At 72.8% G+C, this 25,473-nt stretch carries 20 protein-coding genes; 6 read left to right on the top strand and 14 right to left on the bottom strand.

Annotated features, from left to right (window positions below; all coding sequences use genetic code 11):
• The first annotated feature begins 57 nt into the window (after positions 1-57).
• Positions 58-4,797, top strand: a complete 4,740-nt coding sequence (locus G8E01_RS02985) for a metallophosphoesterase (protein ID WP_166315655.1) — start codon at positions 58-60, stop codon at positions 4,795-4,797.
• 75 nt (positions 4,798-4,872) lie between these two features.
• Here the strand turns inward: G8E01_RS02985 and G8E01_RS02980 are convergent, their stop codons facing one another.
• A complete protein-coding gene (locus G8E01_RS02980; protein WP_166315652.1) occupies positions 4,873-5,424 on the bottom strand; it encodes a nucleotidyltransferase family protein in 552 nt (183 codons plus the stop codon).
• 28 nt (positions 5,425-5,452) lie between these two features.
• Positions 5,453-6,403: an aldo/keto reductase gene (locus tag G8E01_RS02975; RefSeq protein WP_166315649.1), complete on the bottom strand. Its 951-nt coding sequence runs from the start codon at positions 6,401-6,403 to the stop codon at positions 5,453-5,455.
• A gap of 175 nt (positions 6,404-6,578) precedes the next feature.
• On the opposite strand from G8E01_RS02975, the gene G8E01_RS02970 reads away from it, so the two are divergent.
• Genes G8E01_RS02970 through G8E01_RS02960 form a run of 3 tightly spaced genes read left to right on the top strand, consistent with a single transcriptional unit; the run spans position 6,579 to position 11,040 of the window.
• Positions 6,579-7,613, top strand: coding sequence for an XdhC family protein (locus G8E01_RS02970; protein WP_166315646.1), 1,035 nt, complete (start codon positions 6,579-6,581; stop codon positions 7,611-7,613).
• Positions 7,610-8,407, top strand: a complete 798-nt coding sequence (locus G8E01_RS02965) for an FAD binding domain-containing protein (RefSeq protein WP_338100724.1) — start codon at positions 7,610-7,612, stop codon at positions 8,405-8,407. The genes G8E01_RS02970 and G8E01_RS02965 overlap by 4 nt, the downstream gene beginning before the upstream one ends.
• A complete protein-coding gene (locus G8E01_RS02960; RefSeq protein WP_166315640.1) occupies positions 8,404-11,040 on the top strand; it encodes a molybdopterin-dependent oxidoreductase in 2,637 nt (878 codons plus the stop codon). The genes G8E01_RS02965 and G8E01_RS02960 overlap by 4 nt, the downstream gene beginning before the upstream one ends.
• Positions 11,041-11,136: 96 nt before the next feature.
• Here the strand turns inward: G8E01_RS02960 and G8E01_RS02955 are convergent, their stop codons facing one another.
• Entirely contained in the window at positions 11,137-12,582 is a 1,446-nt protein-coding gene (locus G8E01_RS02955; RefSeq protein WP_166315637.1) for an NCS2 family permease, read from the bottom strand.
• Positions 12,583-12,728: 146 nt separating this feature from the next.
• Between G8E01_RS02955 and G8E01_RS02950 the strand changes: the two genes are divergently transcribed.
• Together G8E01_RS02950 and G8E01_RS02945 are read left to right on the top strand one after the other, a co-directional pair.
• Positions 12,729-13,481, top strand: a complete 753-nt coding sequence (locus tag G8E01_RS02950) for an SDR family NAD(P)-dependent oxidoreductase (RefSeq protein ID WP_166315634.1) — start codon at positions 12,729-12,731, stop codon at positions 13,479-13,481.
• Between the two features lie 159 nt (positions 13,482-13,640).
• The gene (locus G8E01_RS02945) at positions 13,641-14,414 is read left to right on the top strand and encodes a nucleoside phosphorylase (protein WP_166315631.1); all 774 of its coding nucleotides are present in this window, start codon (positions 13,641-13,643) and stop codon (positions 14,412-14,414) included.
• Between the two features lie 7 nt (positions 14,415-14,421).
• On the opposite strand, the gene G8E01_RS13020 is transcribed toward G8E01_RS02945, so the two are convergent.
• From G8E01_RS13020 to G8E01_RS02890, 11 genes are all read right to left on the bottom strand, one after another.
• The gene (locus G8E01_RS13020) at positions 14,422-15,003 is read right to left on the bottom strand and encodes a cupin domain-containing protein (RefSeq protein WP_166315628.1); all 582 of its coding nucleotides are present in this window, start codon (positions 15,001-15,003) and stop codon (positions 14,422-14,424) included.
• A 1-nt stretch (position 15,004) separates the two neighbouring features.
• Positions 15,005-16,036: an adenosine deaminase gene (add, locus tag G8E01_RS02935; protein ID WP_166315625.1), complete on the bottom strand. Its 1,032-nt coding sequence runs from the start codon at positions 16,034-16,036 to the stop codon at positions 15,005-15,007.
• Positions 16,037-16,053: 17 nt separating this feature from the next.
• Positions 16,054-16,875: an ABC transporter permease subunit gene (locus tag G8E01_RS12665; RefSeq protein ID WP_166315623.1), complete on the bottom strand. Its 822-nt coding sequence runs from the start codon at positions 16,873-16,875 to the stop codon at positions 16,054-16,056.
• Positions 16,872-17,696: an ABC transporter permease subunit gene (locus G8E01_RS02925; protein WP_166315621.1), complete on the bottom strand. Its 825-nt coding sequence runs from the start codon at positions 17,694-17,696 to the stop codon at positions 16,872-16,874. Before G8E01_RS02925 ends, G8E01_RS12665 begins: the two co-directional genes overlap by 4 nt.
• Complete coding sequence (locus tag G8E01_RS02920; RefSeq protein ID WP_166315619.1) at positions 17,686-18,489, bottom strand: ABC transporter ATP-binding protein; 804 nt, start codon at positions 18,487-18,489, stop codon at positions 17,686-17,688. The genes G8E01_RS02925 and G8E01_RS02920 overlap by 11 nt, the downstream gene beginning before the upstream one ends.
• A gap of 20 nt (positions 18,490-18,509) precedes the next feature.
• A complete protein-coding gene (locus tag G8E01_RS02915) occupies positions 18,510-19,568 on the bottom strand; it encodes an ABC transporter substrate-binding protein (protein ID WP_166315616.1) in 1,059 nt (352 codons plus the stop codon).
• A gap of 134 nt (positions 19,569-19,702) precedes the next feature.
• Complete coding sequence (locus G8E01_RS02910; RefSeq protein ID WP_155048580.1) at positions 19,703-20,152, bottom strand: YbhB/YbcL family Raf kinase inhibitor-like protein; 450 nt, start codon at positions 20,150-20,152, stop codon at positions 19,703-19,705.
• A gap of 63 nt (positions 20,153-20,215) precedes the next feature.
• A complete protein-coding gene (locus tag G8E01_RS02905) occupies positions 20,216-21,520 on the bottom strand; it encodes an allantoate amidohydrolase (protein WP_166315613.1) in 1,305 nt (434 codons plus the stop codon).
• Positions 21,517-22,743 carry a pyridoxal-phosphate-dependent aminotransferase family protein gene (locus G8E01_RS02900; protein WP_166315610.1) on the bottom strand — a complete coding sequence of 409 codons (1,227 nt, stop codon included), beginning with the start codon at positions 22,741-22,743 and terminating at the stop codon, positions 21,517-21,519. Before G8E01_RS02900 ends, G8E01_RS02905 begins: the two co-directional genes overlap by 4 nt.
• A gap of 14 nt (positions 22,744-22,757) precedes the next feature.
• The gene (locus tag G8E01_RS02895) at positions 22,758-24,344 is read right to left on the bottom strand and encodes an AtzH-like domain-containing protein (RefSeq protein WP_166315607.1); all 1,587 of its coding nucleotides are present in this window, start codon (positions 24,342-24,344) and stop codon (positions 22,758-22,760) included.
• A complete protein-coding gene (locus G8E01_RS02890; RefSeq protein ID WP_166319700.1) occupies positions 24,341-25,411 on the bottom strand; it encodes an acetamidase/formamidase family protein in 1,071 nt (356 codons plus the stop codon). The genes G8E01_RS02895 and G8E01_RS02890 overlap by 4 nt, the downstream gene beginning before the upstream one ends.
• Positions 25,412-25,473 lie beyond the last annotated feature (62 nt).

The raw sequence follows: 25,473 nt of genomic DNA, 5'->3' as shown, positions 1-25,473 counted from the left end.
CCTGCGGGCGGCCCGCCGTTCGGCGGTGGCCGCCCGCAGAGCAGAAGAGAAGTCGCGATGCCCGAGCGATTCCCCGCCCGACGACCCCTCCCCCGCGCGCTCGCCGCCGCGGTCACGGCAGCGATCGCCGCGACCGGCGTGGGCCTGTCCGCCGCGCCGGCCGCCGCGGACGAGACCAGCCCCGTCTTCGTGTCGGAGATCGTCGCGGATAACGTCGGCTACGACCACTTCGAGTACGTCGAGGTCACGAACACCGCGGACCGGGCGGTATCGCTCGCCGACGAGGGCATCACCTTCTCGTACGCCTACGAGGACGGATCCGCCGGTTCCGCCACCCCGCTCGCCCTGGAGCGGGACGTCACGCTCGCCCCCGGTGAGTCGGTTGCACTGTGGCTGAGCTACACCACGAGCACGGTCGACTCGTGGGCGTACTCCGCCGACGACTTCCGCGCGCACACGGGCGCGGGCGCCGACACGCAGGTCGTACGGATCACGGGGCAAAACGGCTTCGCCAACGGCGGCGACCGGGCTATTCGCGTCGAGGGTCCCTCCGGTGTGCTCGGGTGGTCGTTCTCCCCCTCGGGCTCCATGGCCGCGGGCGCGGGCGCCGATTTCCGCGCCCCGTCCGCCTCGGGAGCCTCCGCGCTCCTCACCCCACAGGCCCCCTACACGCCCGGAACGGTCTCCGCCGAGCAGCTCGTGCCGGGCGAGGACCCCGAACCCGCGGGCCCCGCCGACATCGGCGCGCTGGTTCCGGATCCGTCCCTCGCGGGCCCCCCGCTCGTCGTCACCGAGATCCTGCCCGACTCCACGAACGTCGGCGGCAGCGACGGGTACGAGTTCGTCGAGCTGTTCAACGCCTCGAGCGAGCCCGTGGGCTTCGCCGACTACGCCCTGACCTACCTGTATCCCCAGGACACGGAGACGAACACGAACGAGGCCCTGTGGCCCGCCGTTCCCGCCGACGTCGTGATCCCGGCGGGCGAGGCGCTCGTGCTGTGGATCAAGAACGGCGCGAACGACGACCTCACGGGCGCCGACTTCAACGCGCACTTCGGCAGTGAGCTCGTCGCGGGCGAGAGCCTCGTGGAGGTCTCGAGCGCGGGCATGGCGAACGGATCCGCCCGCGGTATCGCGGTGCGCACGAACACGGGCTTCGCCGTCAACCGCGCCTACTACAACATGGCCGGCGCGGACGACACGAGCGCGGATCAGGGGATCCACTACCGGGCGTCCGCGGAGGGCGGCCTGCAGGAGATCGTCGAGGTCCGCGCCGCGTCGCCGGGGCGCGTGCAGGTCGACCAGGTCCCGGACGGTCTCGTCGTGCCGGCCGAGGACGCGGGCCCGCCGACCGCCCAGGACCTCACGGCGGGCGAGATCGACCCGTCGTCCGCCTTCCCCATCGCCTGGCGCATCACCGACGACCGTCAGGTGCGCACCGCCACCCTCACGCTGACGAACGACATCGACGCGGACCCTCAGGTCGTCACGCTCACGCACGACGGATCCGACGGCTACGCCCATGAGATCGCCGCCGCCGACCTGATGGGCAAGGCCTGGTACGAGTACACGCTGACGGTCTCGGACGGCGTCCACACCGTCACGACCGAGCCGCGCCGCGTCGCGGTCGCCGGGGCGACAACGGATCCGGTGCGCCTGAACGTCGACGACGGCGAGCTCGTCGGGGGCACGCACGCCGTCTCGGCCGCCTCCGACGCGTACCCGTCGCCACTCCAGCTAACGATCGACGGATCCGCCGTCGCCACCCGCCCCTCCCTCGAGTCCGAGCCGATGTTCGTCTTCGAGGCGTCGCAGACCGACTTCTACTTCCGCAACGGCGTGCGCATCGGCGATGAGATCCTGCACATCTTCGACGAGGGCACGTACGAGGCGACCGAGACGATCTCGGTGCCCGTCCCGCTCGCCCACGTCGCGCACGGATCCGACCTGGCCGTGAGCGTCTGGGCCGGTACGAAGGCGGGCCCGTGGATCGACGATGCGGAGAACAACGACGACTTCGTCATCTCGGGGATGCGCCTGGTGCTGCCGGACGGCCGCACGCTGCGCCCCGCCGGCTACGACGACCCGACCGCGCTCGTGAGCATGGGCGATAGTGCGGGCAAGCTCGACGCGTTCGAGGCCGTGTTCGCGCTCCCCGACGACGCCTTCCGCGCCGTCGCCCACGACTGGGACACGACGGCCGTCGCCGACGGAGCCCACCGGATCCGCGCGGAGGACGGCGGCGCGAACGCCGAGGCCACCGTCACGGTCGACAACACGGCGCCCGAAGTGACGCTCTCCGTCGCCGACGGCGACGTCTACCAGGGCGACATCGTGCTCGACGCGACCGTGACGGACGCCGCCGCGACGAGCGTCGTGGCGACCTTCGACGGCGAGCGCGTCGAGCTCGGGCACGCGGCCTCCTCCGCCGATCTCGCGCCCGGCGAGCACGTCTTCTCGGTGTCGGCGACCGACGCCGTCGGCAACGTCGCCGACGCGTCCGCGACGTTCCTCGTGCCCGAGGAGCACCCCGGATCCGACGGCTTTGCGCCGGACGACGGCGCCGAGGTGCAGGCGGGCGAGATCGCGCTGCAGGCGCGGGTGACCGACCCGACCGACGACCGCATCGACGCGACCTTCCTCGAGGGCACGCGCGCGGAGCTCGGCGACGAGGGTGTGCGGGCCGCGTCCGGCACGACGACCGACGCCGCCTCGCTTGAGCGCGCGGAGGCCGAGGCCCTCGCACCGGGCGAGGGGCTCGCCCCGGTCGCCTCGGGAACCGAGCTGCCGTACCAGCTGTTCGAGGTGGACGTGCCCGCGGACGCGGGAGACGGCGCCACCGCGCGCCTGACGTGGACCGGGACGGCGAACGCCGATGCGCAGCTGATCCTCTACGCGCGCGCCGCAGACGGATCCCGCTGGGTGGAGGTCACCCGCCACCTCACCGCGGTCGACGGCGAGGAGGTCACGCTCGCGGGCGAGGTGTCGCTCGCCGACCACGCCGCGGACGGCGTCGTCACGGCGCTCGTGCAGCACACCGAGGGATATGCGGGGCCCGACCTGTCGACCCGCGAGACGCCCGTGACCCCCGCGCACCCCGAGGACACCCCGCGGTCCGAGTACGACTTCACGATCGCGTGGGAGTCGGACACGCAGTATTACAACGAGGAGTTCTTCTCCCACCAGAGCGCGATCCACGACTACGTGCTCGACCAGCGCGACGAGCAGAACATCCAGTACCTGATCCACACCGGCGACATCGTCGATGACTTCGACCAGCCCTACCAGTGGCAGAACGCGGATCCGGAGTATCGCAAGCTCGACGAGGCGGGCCTGCCGTACGGGGTGCTCGCGGGCAATCACGACGTCGGCAACCAGCTCGCCGACTACAGCGTGTACGGGAAGTACTTCGGCGAGGATCGCTACGCCGGAAACCCCTGGTACGGCGGCAGCTACGAGAACAACCGCGGCCACTACGACCTGTTTACCGCGGGCGGGATCGACTTCATCACCGTCTACATGGGGTGGGACCCGCAGCAGGACGCGATCGCCTGGATGAACGAGGTGCTCGCCCGATACCCGGAGCGCACCGCGATCCTCAACCTGCACGAGTTCATGCTGACGACAGGCGGGCTCGGCCCGATCCCACAGCAGATCATGGACGAGGTCGTGGCGACGAACCCGAACGTGCACCTCGTGTTCTCGGGGCACTACCACGATGCCTTCACGCGCACCGATCGCTTCGATGACACCGGCGACGGCGTCGCCGACCGCACCGTGCACTCGATGCTGTTCGACTACCAGGGCCTGTCCGAGGGCGGCCTCGGGTACCTGCGCCTGCTGCAGTTCGACAACGACGGTGGCCAGATGCGTGTGCGCACCTACTCGCCGTCCCTCCTGGATTACAACTCGGACGAGGCGAGCCTTCTCGGGCCGGACACGGATCCGTACGTTTTCCAGGACTTCACCGTCTCGTATGCCGATCTCGGAATCTCCGTCCGCGAGAAGCGTCTCGAGACCTCGGCGTTCCGCGCCGAGGTGCTGACGGAGCGCGAGATCGGGCGCGCGGAAGGCCTCGCGAGCGGGTCCATCGCGGCGACGATGTGGCGGGTCGACGAACCGGGCGCGTACGGCTGGTACGTGCGGACGACCGACGACAACGGCGGATCCGCCGACTCGGTTGTGCAGCGGGTGCGGGTCACGCCGGGCACGGATCCGGAGCCCCCGGCCGCGGATCCGTCCCTGTCGCTCGGCGCGAGCCGGGTGACCGCGGGCGACGCGGTGCGCGTCTCCGTGGCGGGCTTCCCGCCCGGGTCGGCGGTGACGCTGTGGTTCGACACCGCGGCCTCACCCGCCGCGCGAGCGGCCGCGACGCCCACCGCGCTCGGCGATCTCACGGTGGGCGCCGACGGCCGGGCCGAGAGCGGCGTCACGATCCCCGCCGAGACGCCGGCCGGAGACTACGTGCTGCGCGCGGTGGCGGGCGACGCGGTCGCGGAGGCCGACCTCGGGGTGCGCGCGGCCCAGGTCAGCCCCGGCGCGGGTGGCGCGGGGTCCGGGACGGGCGCGGGCGGCACCGGCTCCGAACCCGGCTCGGGCTCCGGCGGCTCAGAGACGGTCGGCTTGGGCACAGGCGCTTCGGGGAGCGGCGGGGTGAACGAGGGTCCCGGCGACGCCCAGGACGCGGACGCGCGCCTCCGCCCGACGGGCGGGGACGCGCCGCTCGTCGGCGTGGGCATCGCCGCGCTCGCCCTCCTCGCGCTCGGCGCGCTGACGCTCCGGCGCCGCCGGGCATAGCTCGGGCCCCGCAAGTCCACATTTCTCCGACAAGTCTCCGTGGATTCCACGGAGACTTGTCGGAGAAATGTGGACTTAGGGGTGAGGGGTGTCGATGTCCTCGCCCGAGAAGAGGTCGTCGCACGGGATCTCGCGGGCGCCGTGCGTCGCGAGGTAGCGCCGCGCGCCGCGGTCGCCCGCGAGCTGCGAGGCGAGCGGGGCGACGTGGGCGGATCCGATCAGCGCGGGGTGTCCCGGGCGGCCGCCGTACGTCGCCTGCACGAGCGCGTCGGGGCCCTCTCCGGCCGCCAGGATCCGCGCCGCCGCCGCCGCGGGCAGGTCCGGGGTGTCGACGGGGATAACGAGCACGGATCCGCGCGTCGCGGCCAGGGCCGCCCGGAGCGTCGCGGACACGCCGCGCTCCCAGCCGGCCGCGACGACGACGCGCGCGCCCCGCGGGACGAGGGCGCGCGCCTCGTCCGCCCGTGCGCCGAGGGCGACGACGACGTCGGCCACGCCACCGCCCTCGAGCGCGCGCACCGCGCGCGCGAGCCACGGCGTCCCCTCCGCCGTCCGGGCGAGCGCCTTAGGCCCGCCGAAGCGGCGCCCCGCGCCGCCGGCGAGCACGATCCCCGTCACCGCATGCATGCCCTCACGGTAATGGGACGAGCACGGCTCAGGGGACGTTGTGCCCGGCCGCGCGGATGAGCGAGTACCACTCGCCGCGCGTGAGCGGCAGGTCGCTGCCCTCCGCCGCCGCGGTCACGCGCGCCGGCGTCGTCGTCCCGAGGACCACCTGGATTCCCGCGGGGTGGCGCGTGATCCACGCGACGGCGATGGCCATCGGATCCACGCCATACTTCGCGGCCAGCCGGTCGATCTCGGCGTTCAGCTCCGGGTACTCGGGCGAGCCGAGGAACACCCCGGTCCCGAAGCTGGCCTGGAAGGGCGACCACGCCTGCAGGGTGATGCCCTGGATCCGCGCGTACTCGACGAGCCCGCCGCCGTCGCGGGTGATCGCGTCGTCAAAGTCGGCCATGTTGGCCGAGAGGCCCTGCGCCACGAGCGTCGAGTGCGTGATCGACAGCTGCACCTGGTTCGCGACGATCGGCTGGGTCACCGCCCTCTTCAGCAGGTCGATCTGGCGCGGCGTGTGGTTCGAGACGCCGAACCGGCGCACCTTGCCGGACGACTCGAGGTGGTCGAACGCGCGCGCGACCTCCTCGGGCTCGACGAGCGCGTCCGGCCGGTGCAGCAGGAGCACGTCGAGATAGTCGGTTTTCAGCGCCGCGAGGGAGCGCTCTGCCGAGGCCACGATGTGGTCGTACGAGTGGTCGTACCCCCACGGATCCGAGACGATGCCGGTCTTCGTCTGCAGGACGATCCCCTCGCGCTCCGACGGCGAGAGGCCGAGCGCGTCGGCGAAACGCTGCTCGCACAGGTGATACCCGCCGCCCGGGTGATTGAACCCGTACAGGTCGGCGTGGTCGAAGAAGTCGATCCCCGCCTCCCGCGCCGCGGTGTACAGCTCGCGGATCTCCTCGTCGGACTTCTCGGGGATCCGCATCATCCCCGCGACGACATTCGGCACCGAGGACCCGGTCGACCCCCACGCAACACTTCGCATCGTTCTCCCGATGTGATCTCGGCGGGGCCGGTCGGCGGTGACCGGCTCGCTACGCCTTCTGTCGCCGACGGTACTCCCCCGGCGGCCACCGGTGCGCGGATCGGCGCACATTCCCCGAGCGGCATCGCCGCGCGGCCGCAACGAACCCGCAATCTGCGGCGCCTACATTGGGCAGATGCTCGACCTCGCCCGCCCGATCCTCGACCGCCGCGCCCGCGGACGGCGCGTCGCCGTCGTGACCGTCACGCACGTGGCCCGGAGCGCCCCGCGCGGGCTCGGCGCCGCGATGGCCGTGTGCGACGACGGCGAGATCATCGGATCCATCTCCGGCGGGTGCGTGGAGGGCGACGCGGTCGAGCTCGCGCACCTCGTGCTCGCCGACGGGCGGGCCCGCACCGCGCGCTTCGGCTTCGACGACGACACGGCCCACGCCGCGGGCCTCGCGTGCGGCGGGCAGGTCGACGTGCTGGCGCACGCGGTCGACGACGCGCTCGCGGCGGCGCTCGCGCCGGCCGCGCGGGGCGAGGCCACGACCATCGGGATCGACCTCGCGACGGGCGAGCTCGCGGGACACCCCGAGCTCGCGGCCGCGGCGCTCCTGCGCGAGACGCGGCTGCTCGCGGGCGCACGCCCCGTCCTCGCCCTCAGCCGCGCGCCCCGCCCGCGGCTGATCCTCCTCGGCGCCACCGAGCACGCCGCCGCCCTGTGCCGCGTCGCGACCGCCGCGGGCTATGCCGTGACCGTCTGCGACCCGTGGTCCGTGCTCGCCACCCCCGAGCGCTTCCCGGACGCCGCCGAGGTGCGAGTCGACATGCCGCAGGACCTGCTCGCGGATCCGGGCCCCGTCGATCACCGCACGGCCGTCGTCGTCCTCAGCCACGACACGCGGCTCGACGTGCCCTCGCTCGCGGCGGCGCTCGCGCTCCCCGTCGGGTTCGTCGGCGCGCTGGGCGCGCGCCGCACCGTCGGGCGGCGCGCCGAGCTCCTCGCCGAGGCGGGCGTCGCCGCCGCAGACATCGCCCGGATCCACTCGCCGCTGGGGCTCGATCTCGGCGGGTCCTCGCCGGAGGAGACGGCCGTGTCCGCCCTCGCCGAGATCCTTGCCGCGCGCTTCGGCGGATCCGGCCTACCGCTGCGCGACCTCGACGGCCCCCTCCACCGGGATCGCGTCGCGTCCGAGCCCGCCGCCTGCGCCGAGAGCGGGGTGTGATCGTGGACCTCACGGCCGTGACCTCCTACCGCCGCGCCGCGTCGCGCGCGGACCTCGCGCTCACCCCGGGCGAGGAAATCCTCGGCGGCGGGACCTGGCTCTTCAGCGAGGCGAATCCGCACGTGACGGGGCTCGTCGACCTGCAGGCGATGGGGTGGGCCCCGATCGAGCCGCAGGGCGGCGGGCTTCGCATCGCCGCGACCTGCACGATCGCCGAGCTCGTCGCGTACGGCGAGGCCGCGAACATTCCCCTCTTCGGCGAGGCCGCGAACGCGCTCCTCGCGTCGTTCAAGATCTGGCACACGGCGACCGTGGGCGGCAACATCGCCCGGTCATATGCCGCCGCGGCAATGGTGTCGATGGCCGTCGCGTTCGATGCCGAGGCGCTCATCTATACGCCCGACGGCGGCGAGCGTCGCACGAGCGTCGCGGCGATCCCCGCCGGCAACGGCGAGAACACGCTCGCGCGCGGCGAGGTGATTCGCGCGATGGACATCCCCGCCGCCGCGCTCCGGGGCCGCACAGCGCTCGCGAAGGAGGCGCTGGCCGAGCACGGCCGCTCGGGCGCCGTCGTGACGGGGCGCCGCGACCCGGACGGATCCACGCTCGTCGCCGTCACGGCCGCGACGCTCACCCCGCGCCTCGTGCGCTTTTCCGCCCCGCCTGGCGCCGACGAGCTGCGCGCCGCCGTCGCGGGCCTGGGCGGCTGGTACACGGATCCGCTCGGATCCGCCGACTGGCGCCGCAGCGTGAGCCAGGTGCTCGCCGAACGCGTCCGAAAGGCCCTGGCATGAGAATCGACGTCAACGGCTCCGCCCTGGACACCGACCCGCGGCCCGGGCAGTGCCTGCGCACGCTGCTGCGGGAGCACGGGCACACCGAGGTCAAGAAGGGGTGCGACGCGGGCGACTGCGGGGCGTGCTCCGTCATCCTCGACGGGTCCCCCGTGCACTCCTGTCTCATCCCCGCCGCGCGGGCGGAGGGATCCGTCATCACGACCGCGGCGGGGCTCGCGCCGGGCGACGAGCTGCACCCCGTGCAGGAGGCCCTCGCGACGGGGTTCGGCTTCCAGTGCGGCTTCTGCACACCCGGCATGAGCGTGACGGCCGCCTGCCTGGGCCCCGACGACGCCGACGATCTCGACCGCCGCATGAAGGGCAACCTCTGCCGGTGCACGGGGTATCGCCCGATCCGCGAGGCGATCGAGTCCACGCTCGGCCCCGTGCGCGAGACGGGCGCGCGGGCCGAGTCGGGCGCCGCGGCCGAGACGGGCCCGGGCGGCGTACGCGAGTCGGTCGTCCCCGAGCCCGCGCGGCGCGTGGTTCAGGGGCTCGAGCCGTTCACGTTCGACGAGGTGCCCGCGGGCGCGCTCGTGCTGCGAGTGGTCACCTCCCCGCACCCGCACGCGCGGATCCGCGACATCCGCACGGCCTCGGCGCTCGCGCACCCGGGCGTCGTCGCCGTGTTCACGCACGCCGACGCGCCGGGCGTGCTCTACTCGACGGGCCGCCACGAGCGCCACACGGACGACGCGGCGGACACCCGCATGCTCGACGACGTCGTCCGCTTCGTCGGCCAGCGCGTCGCGGCTGTCGTCGCCGAGTCCGCCGAGGCCGCCGACGCCGCGTGCCGCCTCGTCGAGGTCGACTACGAGGTGCTCCCGGCCGTGTTCGATCCGGACGAGGCGCGCGCGCCCGGCGCCCCAGTGATCCACCCGGGGCGGACGCCGGGAGACCGGGTCGCGGACGCGAATCGCAACGTCGTCGCCGACCTGCACACGGGTCGCGGCGACGTCGAGGAGGCGCTCGCCGGATCCGCCGTCGTAATCGACGAGACGTGGCGCAACGGGCGCACGATCCACGCGCAGCTCGAGACGCACGGATCCGTCGGGTGGCTCGACGACGACGGCTCCCTTGTCATCCGCTCCTCGACGCAGGTGCCGTTCCTCACCCGCAACGAGCTCGCGCGCGTATTCGGCCTGGAGCGGGAGCGCGTGCGCGTGTTCGCGCCACGGGTCGGCGGCGGCTTCGGCGGCAAGCAGGAGATCTTCACGGAGGACCTCGTCGCGCTCGCGGTGCTCGCGACGGGCCGGCCGGTCGCGTACGAGTTCAGCCGCACGGACGAGTTCCTGCGGTCGAGCTTCCGGCACCCCATGCGCACGCGCGTGCGCCTCGGGGCGGATCGGGCGGGCCGATTCACCGGGATCGCCATCGAGCTGCTCAGCGACACGGGCGCCTACGGCAATCACGCCTCCGGGGTGATGCACCACGCGCTGTCCGAGTCCGTGTCGCTCTACAACGTCCCCGCCGTGCGGATCGACGCGGAGGCCGTCTACACGAACAACCCGCCCTCCGGCGCCTTCCGCGGGTACGGGCTGGGCCAGGTCATCCTCGCCGTGGAGTCGGCGGTCGACATGGTCGCGGAGCGCCTCGGAATGGATCCGTTCGCACTCCGGCGCGCCAACGCGATCCGCGACGGGGATCCGATCATGCACGCCTCCGGCGAGATCGACGCGGGCACGCTGTGGGGCTCGTACGGCCTCGATCAGTGCCTCGACCAGGCCGAGGCCGCGCTCGCGGGCCCGGACGACGTGCCGGCCCCCGCCGGATGGCTCGTGGGCGAGGGCGTCGCGGCGGCGATGATCGCGACGATGGCGCCGTTCGGGCACGTCGCGCACGCCTCCGTCACCGCCCACCCCGACGGATCCTTCACGGCCCGCACCGGGACCGCCGAGTTCGGCAACGGGTCGACGACCGTGCATCGCCAGATCGTCGCGAGCGTCTTCGGCGTCCCGGTCGCCCGGGTCCGCATCCTCCACGCCGACACCGACGTCGTCGAGCACGACACCGGGGCGTTCGCGTCGGCGGGGCTCACCGTGGCGGGCAAGGCGCTGTACGCGGCGGCGCTCGCGCTGCGGGACCGGATCGGCGGATCCGTGCCGCGGGAAGACGAGACGGCCACCGGATCCGAGCTCGGCGAGAAGCGGTCGCTCGCGTTCAACGTGCACGCCGTCCGCGTCGCGGTCGACCCGGAGACCGGATCCGTCCGGGTGCTTCGCCAGGTGCACGCCGCCGACGCGGGCACGGTGCTGAACCCCGCGCAGTGCGTGGGGCAGATCGAGGGCGGCGTCGCGCAGGGCCTCGGCGGCGCGCTCTACGAGGAGATCCACCTCGCGGAGGGGCGCGTGGCGAACCCCATGTTCCGCGCGTACCGCGTGCCGCAGTTCGTGGACGTGCCGGTGACGCACGTGTCGTTCGCGACGACGCACGACGACCTCGGGCCGTTCGGCGCCAAGTCCATGAGCGAGAGCCCCTATAACCCGGTGGCGCCCGCGCTCGGAAACGCGATCGCGCGGGCGCTCGGAGCGCGCCCCTTCGAGCAGCCGTTTACCCGCGACCGGGTCTGGCGCCTCGCCGGCGGGGCGTAGCTCCGTCGCGCCCGCCCCCTAAGTCCACATTTCTCCGGTAAGTCTCACCGCCTGGCGGTGAGACTTACCGGAGAAATGTGGACTTGTAGGTGGGTATTACCCGACGAGCGCCAGGATCGGGTCGAGGAGGAAGTAGACCACGAACAGGATCGAGATGAGCCACATCAGCCAGTGGATCTCGCGGATCCGGCCGCGCGCGAGCTTCACGACGACGAACGCGACGAAGCCCGCGCCGATGCCGTCCGAGATCGAATAGGTGAACGGCATGATCACGATCGTGAGGAACGCCGGGATCGCGACGTCGAGGTTGCGCCAGTCGACGCCCGCGATCTGCGTCATCATGAGGAACCCGACGAGCACCAGCGCGGGCGCGGCCGCCTCGTAGGGCACGAGCGCGACGAGCGGCGCGAACAGGGTCGCGAGCAGGAACGCGATGCCCGTCACGATCGACGCGAGCCCCGTGCGGGCGCCCTCGCCGACGCCGGCGCTCGACTCGACGAACGCGGTGTTCGAGGAAACGGATCCCATGCCGCCCGCGATCGCGCCCACCGAGTCGACGAGGAGGATCCGCCTGGCCTTCGGCGGGTTGCCGTCGGCGTCGAGCAGGTGCGCCTCCGCGCCGACGGCGACCATCGTGCCCATCGTGTCGAAGAAGTCGGCGAGCAGCAGCGAGAACACGAGCAGGACGAGCGTGACGGCGCCGATGCTCTGGAAGGATCCGAGCAGGTCGAACTGGCCGATCAACGAGAAGTCCGGCACGGCCATCACCCCGTCGAAGGTCGGGGCGCTGTTAAAGCCGCCCGGGTTCTCCTCCGACCGCTGGCCGATGTGCAGCGTGTTCTCGAGCACGATCGCGAGGACCGTCGCGGCGAGAATCGAGATGAGCAGCGCGCCCTTGACGCGGCGCACGTGCAGCACGATCGTCAGCACGAGGCCGACGACGAACACGAGGATCGGGAGCGTGCCGAGGTTGCCGAGCGCGAGGATCGTGGACCCCTCGTTCGTCACGAAGCCCGCGTTGCCGAGGCCGATCAGCGTGATGAACAGCCCGATGCCGACACCGATCGCGACCTTCAGCTCCTGCGGCACGGCGCGGAACACGGCCTCGCGGAAGCCTGTCAGCACGAGCACGAGGATGATGATGCCCTCGATGACGATGACGCCCATCGCGTCGGCCCACGTGACGCCCTCGATCCCGGCGATCGAGAACGCGACGACCGCGTTGAGGCCGAGGCCCGCGGCGAGCGCGAGCGGATAGTTCGCGACGGCGCCCATGAGGATCGAGAGGATCCCGGCGATCAACGCCGTCGCCGACGCGATGGCGGCGAAGTTGGATCCGTCCCCGGATCCGCCCCCGAGGAACGCGCCCGTGCCGTCGGGCGTCGTCCCGAGGATCAGCGGATTCAGCACGACGATGTACGCCATGGCGAAGAAGGTCACGAGGCCGCCGCGGACCTCCGTGCCGATCGTCGAGCCGCGCTCGGTGATGCGGAAGTAGCGATCGATGCGTCCGCGCGGCGGGGCGGAGGAGGTGGCGCTCATTTCGCCGATTTTCGCACAGCAGCCTGACCGTTTCTGGGCGCCCCGGCGCTCTTCGACAGGCGTAGGCTGGGCCTGCGCGCCAATATCCCGAAAGCGCGCCTGGCGCGCTCCGCGCGCCATCTTCACGGAGTCCAAGGAGGACCGCAATGGGTTTTGACGGAAAGGTCGCGCTCGTCACGGGCGGCGGATCGGGCATCGGCGAGGCGACGGCGAAGGAGCTCGCGGCGCTCGGCGTGAAGGTCGTCGTCACCGACATCAAGCTCGAGGCCGCGCAGCGCGTCGTGAACGAGATCGCGGAGGCCGGCGGAGTGGCCGCCGCGTTCCAGGGCAACACGGCTGTCGCCGAGGACAGCGAGAAGGCCGTCGCGTTCGCGCAGGAGACCTACGGCAAGCTGAACTACGCCTTCAACAACGCCGGCATCGGCGGGGCGAGCGCACCCATCGGCGAGATGGACATCGCCGCGTGGGACACGGTCGTCGGCATCAACCTCAACGGCGTCGCGTACGGCATGCGCTACCAGGTGCCCGCGATCCTCGAGGCGGGCGCCGAGGAGGGCGCCATCGTCAACATGGCCTCGATCCACGGCACCGTCGCGGCCCTCGGCAACGGCGCCTACACCGCGACAAAGCACGCGGTCGTCGGCGTCACCAAGAACGCGGCCGCCGAGTACGGCCCCCAGGGCCTGCGCATCAACGCGGTCGGCCCGGGCTACATCGACACGCCGCTGCTCGCCGAGGCGCCCGACGAGATCAAGCAGGGCCTCGTCGCGAAGCACCCCCTCGGCCGCCTCGGCCGTGCCGACGAGATCGCCAAGGTCGTCCGGTTCCTCCTGAGCGAGGACGCCTCGTTCGTCACGGGCGCGTACTACCTGATCGACGGCGGCTACACGACCGTCTGATCGTCCGAACGGGCCCCGCGACGCGCCTCGCGTCGCGGGGCCCGTCGCATTCCCGAAACACGCGGCGCCTACGGTGGGGCGGGTAGGAGTCCTATCACCATGGCCGGCACACCGGCCGGCTCAGGGCGGGGACCGAGATCCTGACAGGGAGCCGGAACCATGTCCGCATCCGACATCGTCGATAAGTCCGCCGAGGGCCGCACCGCCCGCCAGTACCACATCGGCGTCGCGCCGGGCGAGGTCTCGTCCGTCGCCCTCCTGCCCGGGGATCCGTTCCGGGTCCCGCTCGTGGCCGAGTTCCTCACGGACGTCGTGGACGTCGCGCACAACCGCGAGCACCGCACGATGACCGGCTGGTACAAGGGCCGGCACATTACGGCCACCTCGACGGGGATGGGATGCCCGTCGACGGCCATCGCGGTCGAGGAGCTTGCCCGCGTCGGCGTGACGAGCGTCATCCGCGTCGGGAGCTCCGCCGCGTTGCGACCCGGCATCGAGCCCGGCGACCTCCTCGTGAGCGAGGGGTCGCTGCGCAACGACGGCACGACGGCCGCCTACGTCCATGCCGGCTATCCCGCAGTGCCCGACACGCTCCTGACCGCGCGACTCGCCACCGAATCCGCCCGCATCGCGGAGGCCGCGGGCACCCGATCGCACACCGGGATCAGCGCGTCGGACGACGCCTTCTACGCGGAGACCCCGGAGTGGATCCAGCAGCTCGCGGACATGGGGATCCTGAACGTCGAGATGGAGGCCTCGGCGATGTACGTGGTGGCGCGCCTGCGCGGGATGCGGGCCGGGATGGTGTGCGCCTGCTCGAGCAACCTCGTGGACGGCGCCTCGCTGTACAGCGAGAAGAACCGGGCTGTGAAGGACGGCTGGATGCGGAGCATCGAGGCGGCGCTCGAGACCGCCGTCGCCCTCGAGCTCTGACGCGCGCTCAGCGCCCGCGCGCCTCCTTGACGACGACGAGGCGCGCGGGCGCCTGGTGCGACCACCACCGGTGGGGGATGCCGCCGCCGACGTAGGCCGAGTCCCCCGGCGCGAGGCGATGCTCGACGCCGTCGAGTTCGACCGCAACCTCGCCCGCGACGACGTAGAGAAACTCCCCCTCCTCGTGCCGGAAGGCGTCGCCGGGGTCCGACCGCTCCACGTCGACCTCCATGGGGTGAAAGCGCGCGGGCGCGCGGGCGAGCATGCGCGCCATGCCCGCGGAGAACGACGCGGGCACGGCGCCCGTGCCCGCGCGCTGCACCTCGAACGGGCTGCCAGACGGCGGTGCGGCCTCCGACGCCGCGATCAGCTCGATCGGGCTCGTCTCCAGCGCGAGCGCGATCCGCCGGAGCGACGGCAGGCTCGGCTGCACGATCCCCCGCTCGAGCTGGCTGAGGAAGGCGTGAGACAGCTCGGTGCGGGTGCCGAGCTCGACGAGCGTCAGGGACCGGGCGCGGCGGATCCGGCGGATCTCCGCGCCGAGACGCGCCGCCGCCCCCGCGTCGCCCGGTGCCCCCTCGAGCGTCACATCAGCCCCTGGCGACGCCCTGTTCTTCGGCGAACGCGTCGAGCTCCGCGAGGAAGGCGGCCTTGCGCGCGGGGGTCAGCCACGAGGCCTCGAACGAGTTGCGCGCGAGCGTCACGAGGTCGGCCGGCTCGAGCCCCGCGTGCTCGGCGAGGAGCACGTAGTTCTCGGCGACGTAGGCCCCGAAGTAGGCGGGGTCGTCCGAGTTCAGCGTGACGCGCACCCCCTCGCGCATCAGCTGCACGATCTCGTCGGCCTTCATGCTCTCGGTGACGAACGAGTTCGACGAGGGGCAGCAGGTGAGGCCCAGGCCGCGCTCGCGCACGGCCGACACGAGCGCCGGATCCTCGACGACGTTCGTGCCGTGGTCGATGCGGTCGACGCCGATCTCCTCGATGACCTGCCGGATGTGATCGATGGATCCGTCCTGGTCGATGTCGCAGTGCATCGTCAGGAGGAAGCCCTCCTGCTTCGCGCGGGCGAAGACGGCGGCGAACTTCTCCGGCGGGTTGCCGCGCTCGTCGGAGTCGAGACCGACGCCGACGATCCAGGCGCGATACGGGAGCGCCTCCATGAGGGTCGCCATCGCGAACTCCGCCGAGAAATCGCGCAGGAAGCACAGGATCAGCTCGGCCGAGACGCCCAGCTCCGCCTGCGCGCGCACCGCGGCGCGACGATACCCGCCAATGACGTCCGCGAACGGCACGCCGCGGCTCGTGTGCGCCTGCGGGTCGAAGAACATTTCGACGTGGCGGACGCCGTCGGCGGCCGCGCGCGTCAGATACGCCCACGCGAGGTCCTCGAAGTCGCGGGCCGTCTGCAGCACGCCCATGGCGGGGTAGTACACGGCGAGGAAGCTCGTGAGGTCCGTGAAGTCGTAGGTGGCGCGCACTTCCTCGACCGTCGACTCGGCGAGCGCGATGCCGTTGCGCTCGGCGAGGGCGAACTTCAGCTCGGGCTCGAGCGTGCCCTCCAGGTGCAGGTGGAGCTCGGCCTTGGGGAGGGCGCGCGCGAAGGCGGCGAGATCGATCGTCATGGGGTCATTCTTTCGGGTCAGGCGCGGCCGGCCATGCCCATGCGCGCGAGCAGCACGGACTCGACGACGGCGACGAGGTTGTAGAGAACGAGGGCGGCGGCGGTGACGAGCACGACGGCGGCCCAGAGGGCGGAGAACTGCGCGGAGGCGCTGAACTGCCCGAGGCTCCCGCCGATCCCGCCGCCGACGGCGAGCCACTCCGCGAGGAGCGCGCCCGTGATGGCGCCGGGGATGGAGATCCGCACCGCTGCGAGCAGCGCGGGCACGGAGCTCGGCAGGGCCACCTTCACGAGCGCGGTCCAGGCGGATCCGCCGTACACCGCGATGAGGTCGTTCATCTGGGGCGAGGTCGACCGCAGCCCGAACACGATGTTCACGAGGGCCGGGAAGAGAACGACGATGCCGCCGATAACGGCGACGGACCAGAAGTCGCGGCCGAAGATGAGGATGATCACGGGCGCCATCGCGACGAGCGGGACGGAGCGCAGGAGCATCGCGATCGGCATGAGCGCCGCCTCGATCCCGCGGCTGAGCTGGAAGGTCATGGCCGCGATCAGCGCGACGACGAGGCCGGCCGCGAAGCCGATCGCGGCGTGGCCGAGCGTGACGGCGAGCAGCCCCGTGAGCTCCGCGAGGTGCTCGGAGGCGTCCTCGCCGCTGACGAGGTACTCCCACACATCCGCCGGCCCCTTGCCGACGTAGGGCGTCACGGCGAACGCCCACAGCGCGAGCTGCCAGAGCGCCACCACGGCGACGAGGGTGAGGACGAAGGTCGTGAGGCTGCGCGCGAGCGCGCGGCCGGTCGCGCGGCGCGCCTCGCGCCGGACGTCGGCGCTCACGAGGCCACCCCCTTCGACCACGGCGCGATCGCGCGGGCGAGGAGCGCCACGACGAGGTACCCCACCAGCGCCACGGCGCCCGAGACGAGCGCGAGCGCCCACACGCGCGCCGCGTCGATGTTCTGCTGGGCCGCGATCATCGCGGGGCCCACGCCGAGCTCGACCTTGCCGAAGAACTCGCCCAGCACGGCCCCGAGGAACGCGGCCGGGACGGCGATCTGGAGCGCGTTAAGGATCGCCGGCAATGCCGCGATCAACCGCACCTTCCGCAACTGCGTGAGCCGGGATCCGCCGTACACGCTGACGACGTCCAGGGCCGCCGGATCCGCCGCCTTCAGCCCGAGGAGCGAGCCGACGACGGTCGTGAAGAACACGCTGAGCGCCGCGAGAAAGGCCGCGTTGCCGGACGGCTCGCCCGCGTCCGGGACCGGGATGATGACGACGAGGAGGATCCCGATCGCCACGACCGGAATGCAGTACGTGATGATCGCGAGCTGCATGATCACGCCCTCGAGGCGGGGGAAGACGAGCACGATCGCCGCCGCGAGGAGGGCGAGCCCGTTGCCCCAGGCGTATCCGATCCCCGCCTCCGCGATCGTGACCGAGAAGTTGCGCGCGTAGAAGTCCCAGCCGGAGGCCGCGATGCTCGCGATGACCTCGGGCGGCGTCGGGATGGCCTGCGCCCCGCCCGGGCCGACGCTGCCGAGGACGGTGGCCGCGAGGATCCACCACAGGGCGATGACGCCGACCCCGCCGGCCACGCCGACGGCCCACGCGGGGGCGCGCCGTGCGCCGGGGGCGGCGAGGGCCTCAGAGGCCACCGGATCCGCCCTCGTCCGTGCCGAACAGCAGGTCGGAGGCCTCGTCGACGTACGCGTGGAACTCGGGGGTGCGCATCATCTCGGGCGTGCGCGGGCGCGGCAGGTCGATGTCCATGACCGTCTTGATGCGGCCGGGACGCGGGCTCATGACGGCCACCTTGTCGCTGAGGAAGATCGCCTCCGAGATGCCGTGGGTGACGAGGAGGGTCGTCACGGGCTTCTCGGTCCAGATGCGCAGGAGCTCGAGGTTGAGGCGCTGGCGCGTCATGTCGTCGAGCGCGCCGAACGGCTCGTCGAACAGCAGCACGCTGGGCTTCATCACGAGCGAGCGCGCGATCGACACGCGCTGGCGCATGCCGCCCGAGAGCTGACCCGGCTTGGCCTTTTCGAACCCCGAGAGGCCGACGAGCTCGATGAGCTCCGAGACGTAGTCCCGATCCACCGGGCGGCCCGCGACCTCGAATGGCAGCTGGATGTTCGACTGCACGCTGCGCCAGGGCAGCAGCGCCGAGTCCTGGAACGCGATGCCCATCGCGCCGTCCCGCCGCAGCTCGCGGGGGCTCTTGCCGTCGACGCGCGTCGTCCCGCTCGAGGGATCCTCGAGGCCCGCGAGGATCCGCAGGATCGTCGACTTTCCGCAGCCCGAGGGCCCGAGCAGCGAGAGGAACGTGCCCTGCTCGGTGTGGAGCTCGGCGTCCTGGAGGGCCGTGACGGACTTGCGGCCGACCCGGAAGACCTTGTTCAGCCCCGAGATCTGCAGGCCCGTCCCGGCCATCGTGGTGGTGTCGCTCATGAGGTGGTGCGTGCTCCGAATCAGCCGGCGTAGTCGACGAGGTCGGGGTTCTCGGAGTACATCTCCTCGAGCAGGCTGAGGTCGAACAGCTCGTCCGCCGTGACCTCGACGCCGGCGCCCGCGAGGGAGTCGATCGTCGCGGACTGCAGCTCCTCGCTGATCGTGAACAGGCCGTTCTCCTCGGTCTCGTCGGAGGTCACGAGGAGGTTCTGCGCCTCGGATCCGCGGAGCGTCTTCTCCGGGTCGAGGTCGAGGTCTGCGCCGTAGGTCTCCATCGCGAGGTCCGCGCCGAGCTGCGGGTCGGCGACCGCGTCGGTCCAGCCCTGCACCTCGGCCTTGAGGAACGCCTTCAGCATGTCGCGCTCGTTCGCGAGCGTCTCGTCGGTGACGACGACCGTCTCCGCGACGAACGGGAGGCCGTTCTGCGCGAGCTCGAGGTTGGTGATCTCGTTGCCCGCGAGCTCGACCGTGATGGCCTCGTTGGTCGTGTAGGCGAAGAACCCGTCGACCTCGCCGTTCGTCAGCGGCGCCGGGTCGTACTGCACCGGCACGACCTCGACGTCGCCCTCGTCGATGCCGTTCGCGGCGAGGAAGGCCTGGAACAGGGCGAGGTTCGAGTCCTGCACGCCGATCTGCGCGCCGACGAGGTCCTCGGGGGTGGCGAGGTTCGCGCCGTCGGCCAGCGAGAGGATCGTGAAGGGGTTGGCCTGGAAGGTCGCGCCGATGATCGTCAGGGGCGCGTCCTCGTTCGCGATCGCGGTGCCGACGGCCACGGCGTCGCTCAGGGCGATGTCGGCCGTGCCGCCCAGGAGCTCGGCGACGCCGGTGGAGGGCCCGGCGACGAGCTCGACGCCGTCGAAGCCGGCCTCCTCGTAGTACCCCTCGCTGTCGGCGACGTACTCGCCCGCGAACTCCTCGTTCTTGATCCAGGAGAGCTGCAGCGTGACGTCCCAGCCGCCCTCCTCGGCGGCCTCGCCGCTGTCGGTGTCGGCGGATCCGGAGGAGCAGGACGCGAGCACGAGCGTCGTGGCGGCGGCGAGCGCCAGGGCGGAGGCGCGGCGGGAGAGGCGGATCGACATGGGGGCTCCATCGGGTAGACGCGGTGAGCGGATGACCCGACCGTACGGAATGTAAGTTTCACGAACATCGCCATACGTTGCGATCCTGTTTCGGGGGTCCCGCCGCGGGCGCCCGCGGCGGGCCCCCAGCCGCCTCAGCCCCGCGAGTACGTGCCGACGAGCCGGTTCTGCTCGAGGATCGCGTCGGCGTAGTCGCGGAGGAATTCCTCGCGGGTCGGCTCGCCCGCGACGGGGCGGGAGAGCGCGTAGACCCAGAAGTAGTAGCTGTGCTCGCCGTGCCCGGGAGGGGGAAGCGGCCCGGAGTATCCCGCCTCGCCCTTCGTCGTCACGCCCTCGCGCCCCGAGTCGGCCGCGATGCGCGTCGCGTCGGCCGGGATGCCGTAGACGGTCCAGTGGGTCCACCCGAAGGGGATCGGCGCGTCGGGGTCGTGGCAGATGAGGGCCAGCTCGACCGCGTCGCGGGGGACCCCCGAGACCGCGATGGCGGGCGCGACGTCCTCGTGCTCCGCCGCGAAGCGGTCGGCGAGGCGCGTGCGGTCGGCGAAGTCCGGGCTCGTGACGGTGATCGTTCCGGGAAAGGCCATGTCGTCTCCTTGTCGTAGGTCGCACCCCCGATCCTGGCGCGCGGGAGCGGATCCGTCGAGCGCCTACGCCGCGGGCTCCGCACCCCGGTGCGCGACCGCCTCGGCGAAGGCGCGCAGGCCCAGGGCAACGTCGGATCCGCTCACCGCCTCGTCGGGGTGGTGGCTGACGCCGTCGGGGTTGCGGAGGAAAAGCATGCCGACGGGCGCGACCCGGCCGATGGACATGCCGTCGTGGCCGGCCGGGCTGAAGAGGGTCGTCGGCTCGGCGGCGCCGCGCGGCAGGGTCTCGCCGATCCCCGCGCGGACCACGTCCTGGAGAAGCGGGTCGCAAAACACGGCCGGCGCCTGGTGCACCTCGCGCGCGCGCCACCGCAGGTGGCGGCGGCCCATGATGTCGTCGAGCTCGCGGCTGAGCTGGTTCCACACCCGGTCGCGGCTCTCGTCGAACTCGCCGCGCAGGTCGAGGCTGAAGCGCGCCTCGCCGGGAACGACGTTCACGGCGCCGGGAAACGCCTCGAGCTGGCCGACCGTGCCGATGATGTGATGCTCGGCCGCGCACACGCGCTCGACCGCGAGGGCCGCCTCGCTCGCGCCGAGGAGGGCGTCGCGCCGCATGTCGTAGGGCGTGCCGCCCGCGTGGCGGGCCTCGCCCTCGACGGCAATCTGGAAGCGCCGCGCGGAGGCGATCGAGGAGACGACCGCGAGCGGCTCGCCGCGCCGGTCGAGCTCCGGGCCCTGCTCGATGTGCGCCTCGAGGTAGCCGACGAGCTCGCCTTCCCGACGCGCGGCCTCGCCCACGCGGCCCGGGTCGAGCCCGAACTCGCGGTACGCCTCGCGCAGCGTGATCCCGTCGGCGTCGGTGAGCGACCACCAGCTCTCGTCCCACGTCCCGGCGACGGCGGAGGATCCGAGCAGGGCCTTGCCGAAGCGCGTGCCCTCCTCGTCGCTGAACGCCGCGACCTCGATGCCGAAGTCGAACGGGCTGAGCCACGCCCCGTCCTCTCCCGCCACGCGCAGGAGCCGGACGACCTCGATGCTCATGAGGACCCCGAGGATCCCGTCGAAGCGCCCCGCGTCGATCACGGTGTCGAGGTGGGATCCGAGCATCAGCCGGGGGGCGTCCGGGCCGGAGGCCGGCAGCACGCCCAGCTGGTTGCCCGCCGCGTCGAGGCGCGTCGACATGCCCACCTCGCGCATCCACTCCGCCGCGAGGCGGTTCACGCGCGCGTGCTCCGGCGAGAGGTACACGCGCGTGATCTCGCCGTCCTCGGCGCTCACGCGGGCGAGCTCGTCGCAGCGCGCCATCACGCGGCGCGCCGCCGCCGCGAACGCCTCGGGCGCGATGCTGTCGAGCCGGCCCCCCGTCACTGGGCGGCCCCGCGGAAGACGTCGGCCGCGGCCTCCACCCCGCCGCCTGCGGGCACCGAGGTGTGGCGGCGGAGGACCTGCTCGAGGGCGGCGAGCGTCGTCAGGACGGTGTCGCGGCGCGCGTTGTACCCCATCGTCCCGATCCGCCACACGCGGCCGTGCAGCGGGCCGAACGACGTCCCGATCTCGATGCCGAAGTCGTCGAGCATCTCCTGGCGCGCCTGGTCGCCGGGCACGCCCTCGGGGATCTCGACCGCGACGACGTTGTGCATCTTGTGCGCGACGTCGCCGAAGACGGTGAGCCCCAGGCCCTCGACGCCCGCGAGCATCGCGCGCCCCGCAACCTCGTGGCGGGCGATGACCGCGTCACGGCCCTCGTCGAGCAGGACGCTCGCGCACTCGCGCGCGGCGTAGAGCATGCTCGTCGCCTCGGTGTGGTGGTTGAGGCGCCGGGGGCCCCAGTAGTCCATGATCATGCCCAGGTCGAAGTAGTTCGAGCGCACGAAGTCGTCGGCCGACGCGTCGGTGTCCTCCCGAATCCCCGCCTCGACGCGGGAGCGCTGGCGGATCGCCGCGACGGCGCGCTCCGACAGCGTGATCGGGGCGGATCCGCTCGGGCCGCCGAGGCACTTCTGCAGGCCCGCGGTCGCGGCGTCGAGGCCCCAGGCGTCGGCCTCGAACGCGTTCCCGCCGAGCGAGGCGGTCGCGTCGGTGTAGAACAGCGCGCCGTGGCGGCGGCAGATCTCGCCGATCTCATCGAGCGGCTGGTTCATCGTCGTCGACGTGTCGCCCTGCACGAGGGCGAGAAGGCGCGGCTTGACCCGCGCGACCGCCTCGGCGATGACCGAGACCGGAACGACCTGGCCCCACGGCACCTCGACCGTGTGCACCTCGGCCATCGCGCGCTCCGCGATCTCGGCGAGCAGGTGTCCGAACCGCCCAAACACGGGCACGAGCACGCGCTCGCCAGGCCGCACGAGCGAGGTGATCGCGGCCTCGATCCCCGCGCGCGAGGTCCCGTCGATGAGGAACGTCTGCTCGTTCTCGGTCGCCCACACGCGGCGGTAGAGCGCCTGCACCTCCCCCATCGTGTGCGTCATGAACGGGTCGTACTGCCCGACCAGCGGCGCCGACATGGCGCGGAGGACGCGCGGGTAGGCGGAGATGGGGCCGGGCCCCATCAGGAGGCGGGCGGGCGGGTCGAGCGGCGCGGAAGCGGGCATGGGTTCTCTCGTTCTCAGGCGGGAAGGGTCTCGTCGGCGATCTGGCGGGCGAGGCGCACGAGCGCGATGTCGGTCTCGGCGCGCGAGGCGACGCACACGCCGACGGGCGCGGGGCCGAGCTGGGACGCGACGGTCAGGAGCGGGATCGACACGGCCGGGATCCCGGCGATCGCGACGGGCGTGGTCATGCCGAGCGTCGCGGCGCGCACCGCGTCGACGCGCGCACCGTCCGACGTGCGCATGGGCGCCGGTCCCGGCACGGTCGGGAGGAGCAGCTGCGCGTCGGCGACGAGGGCGTCGATGCGCTCCTTGAGCGGCGCGATCGCCGCGCGCGCGGCGCGCTCGTCCTCCGGCGTGACCTCCGACGCGGCGCGGAAGCGCGCGGCGACCGCGCCACCCAGCGCACCCGGGTGTTCCCGGATCCACTCGCCGTTGTTGCGCCACGCCTCGGCGCCCTGGACGACGCGGAACGGCTCCTGGTACTCGGCGAGGGCGCCGATCGACACCCGCTCGACGGGCGCGTCGAGCGCCTCCAGGAAGCGCTCGAATGCCTCCCGCGTGGCCGGCTCGGCGGCATCGAGCGCCTCGAGGGGGACGACGAAGCGGCGGGGCAGGTCGGCGCCCGAGGCGCCGTACACGCGCTCGGTCGAGTCGGACCCGTCGTACGAGAGGCACCAGTCGGCGACGCGCTGCAGGGTGTCGCCGTCCCGCGTGACCCAGCCGACCGTGTCGAACGACTGCGCGAGCGGGAGGAGCCCCTGGCGCGGCACGAGACCGTGCGTCGTGCGGAGGCCCCAGAGCCCCTGATACGACGCGGGGACCCGCACGGATCCGGCGGTGTCGGTCGCGAGCCCGATGTCGGCCTGTCCGGTGGCGACGGCGCTCGCGGGGCCCGACGAGGATCCGCCCGGGAGCGCGCCCGGGACCGCGCCGTTCGGGGGCGTGCCGTAGTGCGGGTTGTCGCCCGCGATCGAGTACGCGAACTCGTCGGTGCGGGCGATGCCGCGCAGCGACGCCCCCGCGCGCAGCAGGTCGCTAATGGCCGAGGCGGTGCGCGGCTCGGGCGCGACCGAGTCGACGTAAGTGGGGTTGCCCGCGCCGATCCGGTAGCCCTTCAGGGCGAACAGGTCCTTGACGGCGACCGTGCGGCCGGCGAGCGGGCCGTCCCAGGATCCCTGGAACAGCGGGTCGCCGACGGTGCGCCACATCGCGCGGTCGAAGGGCCGCGGCCGGCCCGAGACGTGGGCCGCCGCGATCCGCCAGCCCTCGTCCGTGCGGCGCCACAGCTGCGTCTGGAGGCCCCGGCCGCCGATGAGGAACCGCGACACGGACACGACGAGCGCCTGGTCGTCGCCGAGCGGGCGGTACTCGATCCGCTCGATCTCGCGCGCGGCGACGCCGCCGCGCAGGCCCCGGAACGCGCTGATCGCGTCGTGCCCGACGAGCAGCCCCGCGTCGTCGCCGCGCAGCGTGTCGGGCGCGTCGATGAACCAGCGGTCGAGCTCGTCGAGGTCGTTCGCGAGGATCGCCCGCTCGTAGGCGAGAAGCGCCTCGAGCAGCTCGGCGGGAACGGAGGCCGCCCCCGGGATCGTGTCGGTCATGCGAAGTCGGCCTCTCGGATGCGGGCGTGGACGCCGCAGGTGATGTCGACCACCTGCGAGATGTCGAAGTCGGCGGCCGCCGACAGGTAGGCGTAAGCGAGGTGTTCCTCCATGCCCCAGCGCGCCTGGAGGAGATCGAGCGCGGCGCGGACGGCCTTCTTCATCGCCTCCCGCAGGTCGGGGTCGAGCCCCGTCGGAACGAGGAACTCCGGCGTCCGCACGAGCGGGCCCGCGACCTGGCCGAACTCGCGCAGCGCCTCCTCCCGCGGCACGACATCGAAGGTCAGCGTGGCGCGCAGCGACGCTTCGAGCGCCGTCAGCGCCACCTCGCCGTCGCCCTGCGCGAAGTGCGGATCCCCGACGTACGCGAGCGCCCCGTCGACCTGCACGGGGAGGAAGAGCTCGGTGCCCTCCACGAGCAGACGGATGTCGATGTTCCCGCCGTACTCGGCCGGCGGGACGGAGTGCGGGCGCTCGTCGCGGGCCGGCGCGACGCCCATCGTCCCGAGGAACGGCGCGAGCGGGAAGGCAACGTCGCGCGGCCCGCCCTCCGTGCGCGGCAGGGTGCCGACGAGGGATCCGCCCCGCTCCTCGACCGCGGCGAACACGCTGACGGTCTCGCCCGAGCGCGGCAGCACGCCAGGCAGCGCCCCCTTGCCGTGGCGGTTGCTCACGACGCCGTAGGGCACGCGCGGCACGAGGCGATCCACGCGGATCCGGAGGAGGTCGCCGGGGCGGGCACCCTCGACCCGGATGGGTCCCGTGACGACGTGCGGTCCGTCGGCGGCCGCGTCGCGCGGGCTCGTCGCCGCGATCTGCCGCGCGTCCTCGAGGACGGCGGCGGCCGGGACGCCGTGGCCGGCGAAGAAGGCGGCCGGGTCCTGCCCCTGATCCGGGAGAATCCCCTCGTGGCTGACGGTGTCGATGACGACCTGGTCGCCGGCCGCGATCGTGAGGACGGGCGCGTCGGCGCGGCTCGGCAGGCGACCCCAGAGGACGTGCTCGGGGCGCGCGCTGAGGTAGGTCGCGCCGTCGGGCACGCCCACGCCGGGCTGGAGGATGTCCACATCGGCGAAGTCCGGGGCGCCCGCCGACGTCCCGAAGCGGTTCCGCGCCAGGGCGTCGGAGG

It is taken from the genome of Microbacterium excoecariae (genome assembly GCF_011326725.1).
GTDB lineage: Bacteria > Actinomycetota > Actinomycetes > Actinomycetales > Microbacteriaceae > Microbacterium > Microbacterium excoecariae.
This window is presented reverse-complemented; position numbering and strand designations above follow the sequence as displayed.

Bases quoted from the DNA above. Each gene is read 5' to 3' on its own strand.
- G8E01_RS02985 (WP_166315655.1), top strand. From the start codon at position 58: ATGCCCGAGCGATTCCCCGCCCGACGACCCCTCCCCCGCGCGCTCGCC.
- G8E01_RS02980 (WP_166315652.1), bottom strand. From the start codon at position 5,424: ATGCATGCGGTGACGGGGATCGTGCTCGCCGGCGGCGCGGGGCGCCGC.
- G8E01_RS02975 (WP_166315649.1), bottom strand. From the start codon at position 6,403: ATGCGAAGTGTTGCGTGGGGGTCGACCGGGTCCTCGGTGCCGAATGTC.
- G8E01_RS02970 (WP_166315646.1), top strand. From the start codon at position 6,579: ATGCTCGACCTCGCCCGCCCGATCCTCGACCGCCGCGCCCGCGGACGG.
- G8E01_RS02960 (WP_166315640.1), top strand. From the start codon at position 8,404: ATGAGAATCGACGTCAACGGCTCCGCCCTGGACACCGACCCGCGGCCC.
- G8E01_RS02955 (WP_166315637.1), bottom strand. From the start codon at position 12,582: ATGAGCGCCACCTCCTCCGCCCCGCCGCGCGGACGCATCGATCGCTAC.
- G8E01_RS02950 (WP_166315634.1), top strand. From the start codon at position 12,729: ATGGGTTTTGACGGAAAGGTCGCGCTCGTCACGGGCGGCGGATCGGGC.
- G8E01_RS02945 (WP_166315631.1), top strand. From the start codon at position 13,641: ATGTCCGCATCCGACATCGTCGATAAGTCCGCCGAGGGCCGCACCGCC.
- add (WP_166315625.1), bottom strand. From the start codon at position 16,036: ATGACGATCGATCTCGCCGCCTTCGCGCGCGCCCTCCCCAAGGCCGAG.
- G8E01_RS02920 (WP_166315619.1), bottom strand. From the start codon at position 18,489: ATGAGCGACACCACCACGATGGCCGGGACGGGCCTGCAGATCTCGGGG.
- G8E01_RS02915 (WP_166315616.1), bottom strand. From the start codon at position 19,568: ATGTCGATCCGCCTCTCCCGCCGCGCCTCCGCCCTGGCGCTCGCCGCC.
- G8E01_RS02910 (WP_155048580.1), bottom strand. From the start codon at position 20,152: ATGGCCTTTCCCGGAACGATCACCGTCACGAGCCCGGACTTCGCCGAC.
- G8E01_RS02900 (WP_166315610.1), bottom strand. From the start codon at position 22,743: ATGCCCGCTTCCGCGCCGCTCGACCCGCCCGCCCGCCTCCTGATGGGG.
- G8E01_RS02895 (WP_166315607.1), bottom strand. From the start codon at position 24,344: ATGACCGACACGATCCCGGGGGCGGCCTCCGTTCCCGCCGAGCTGCTC.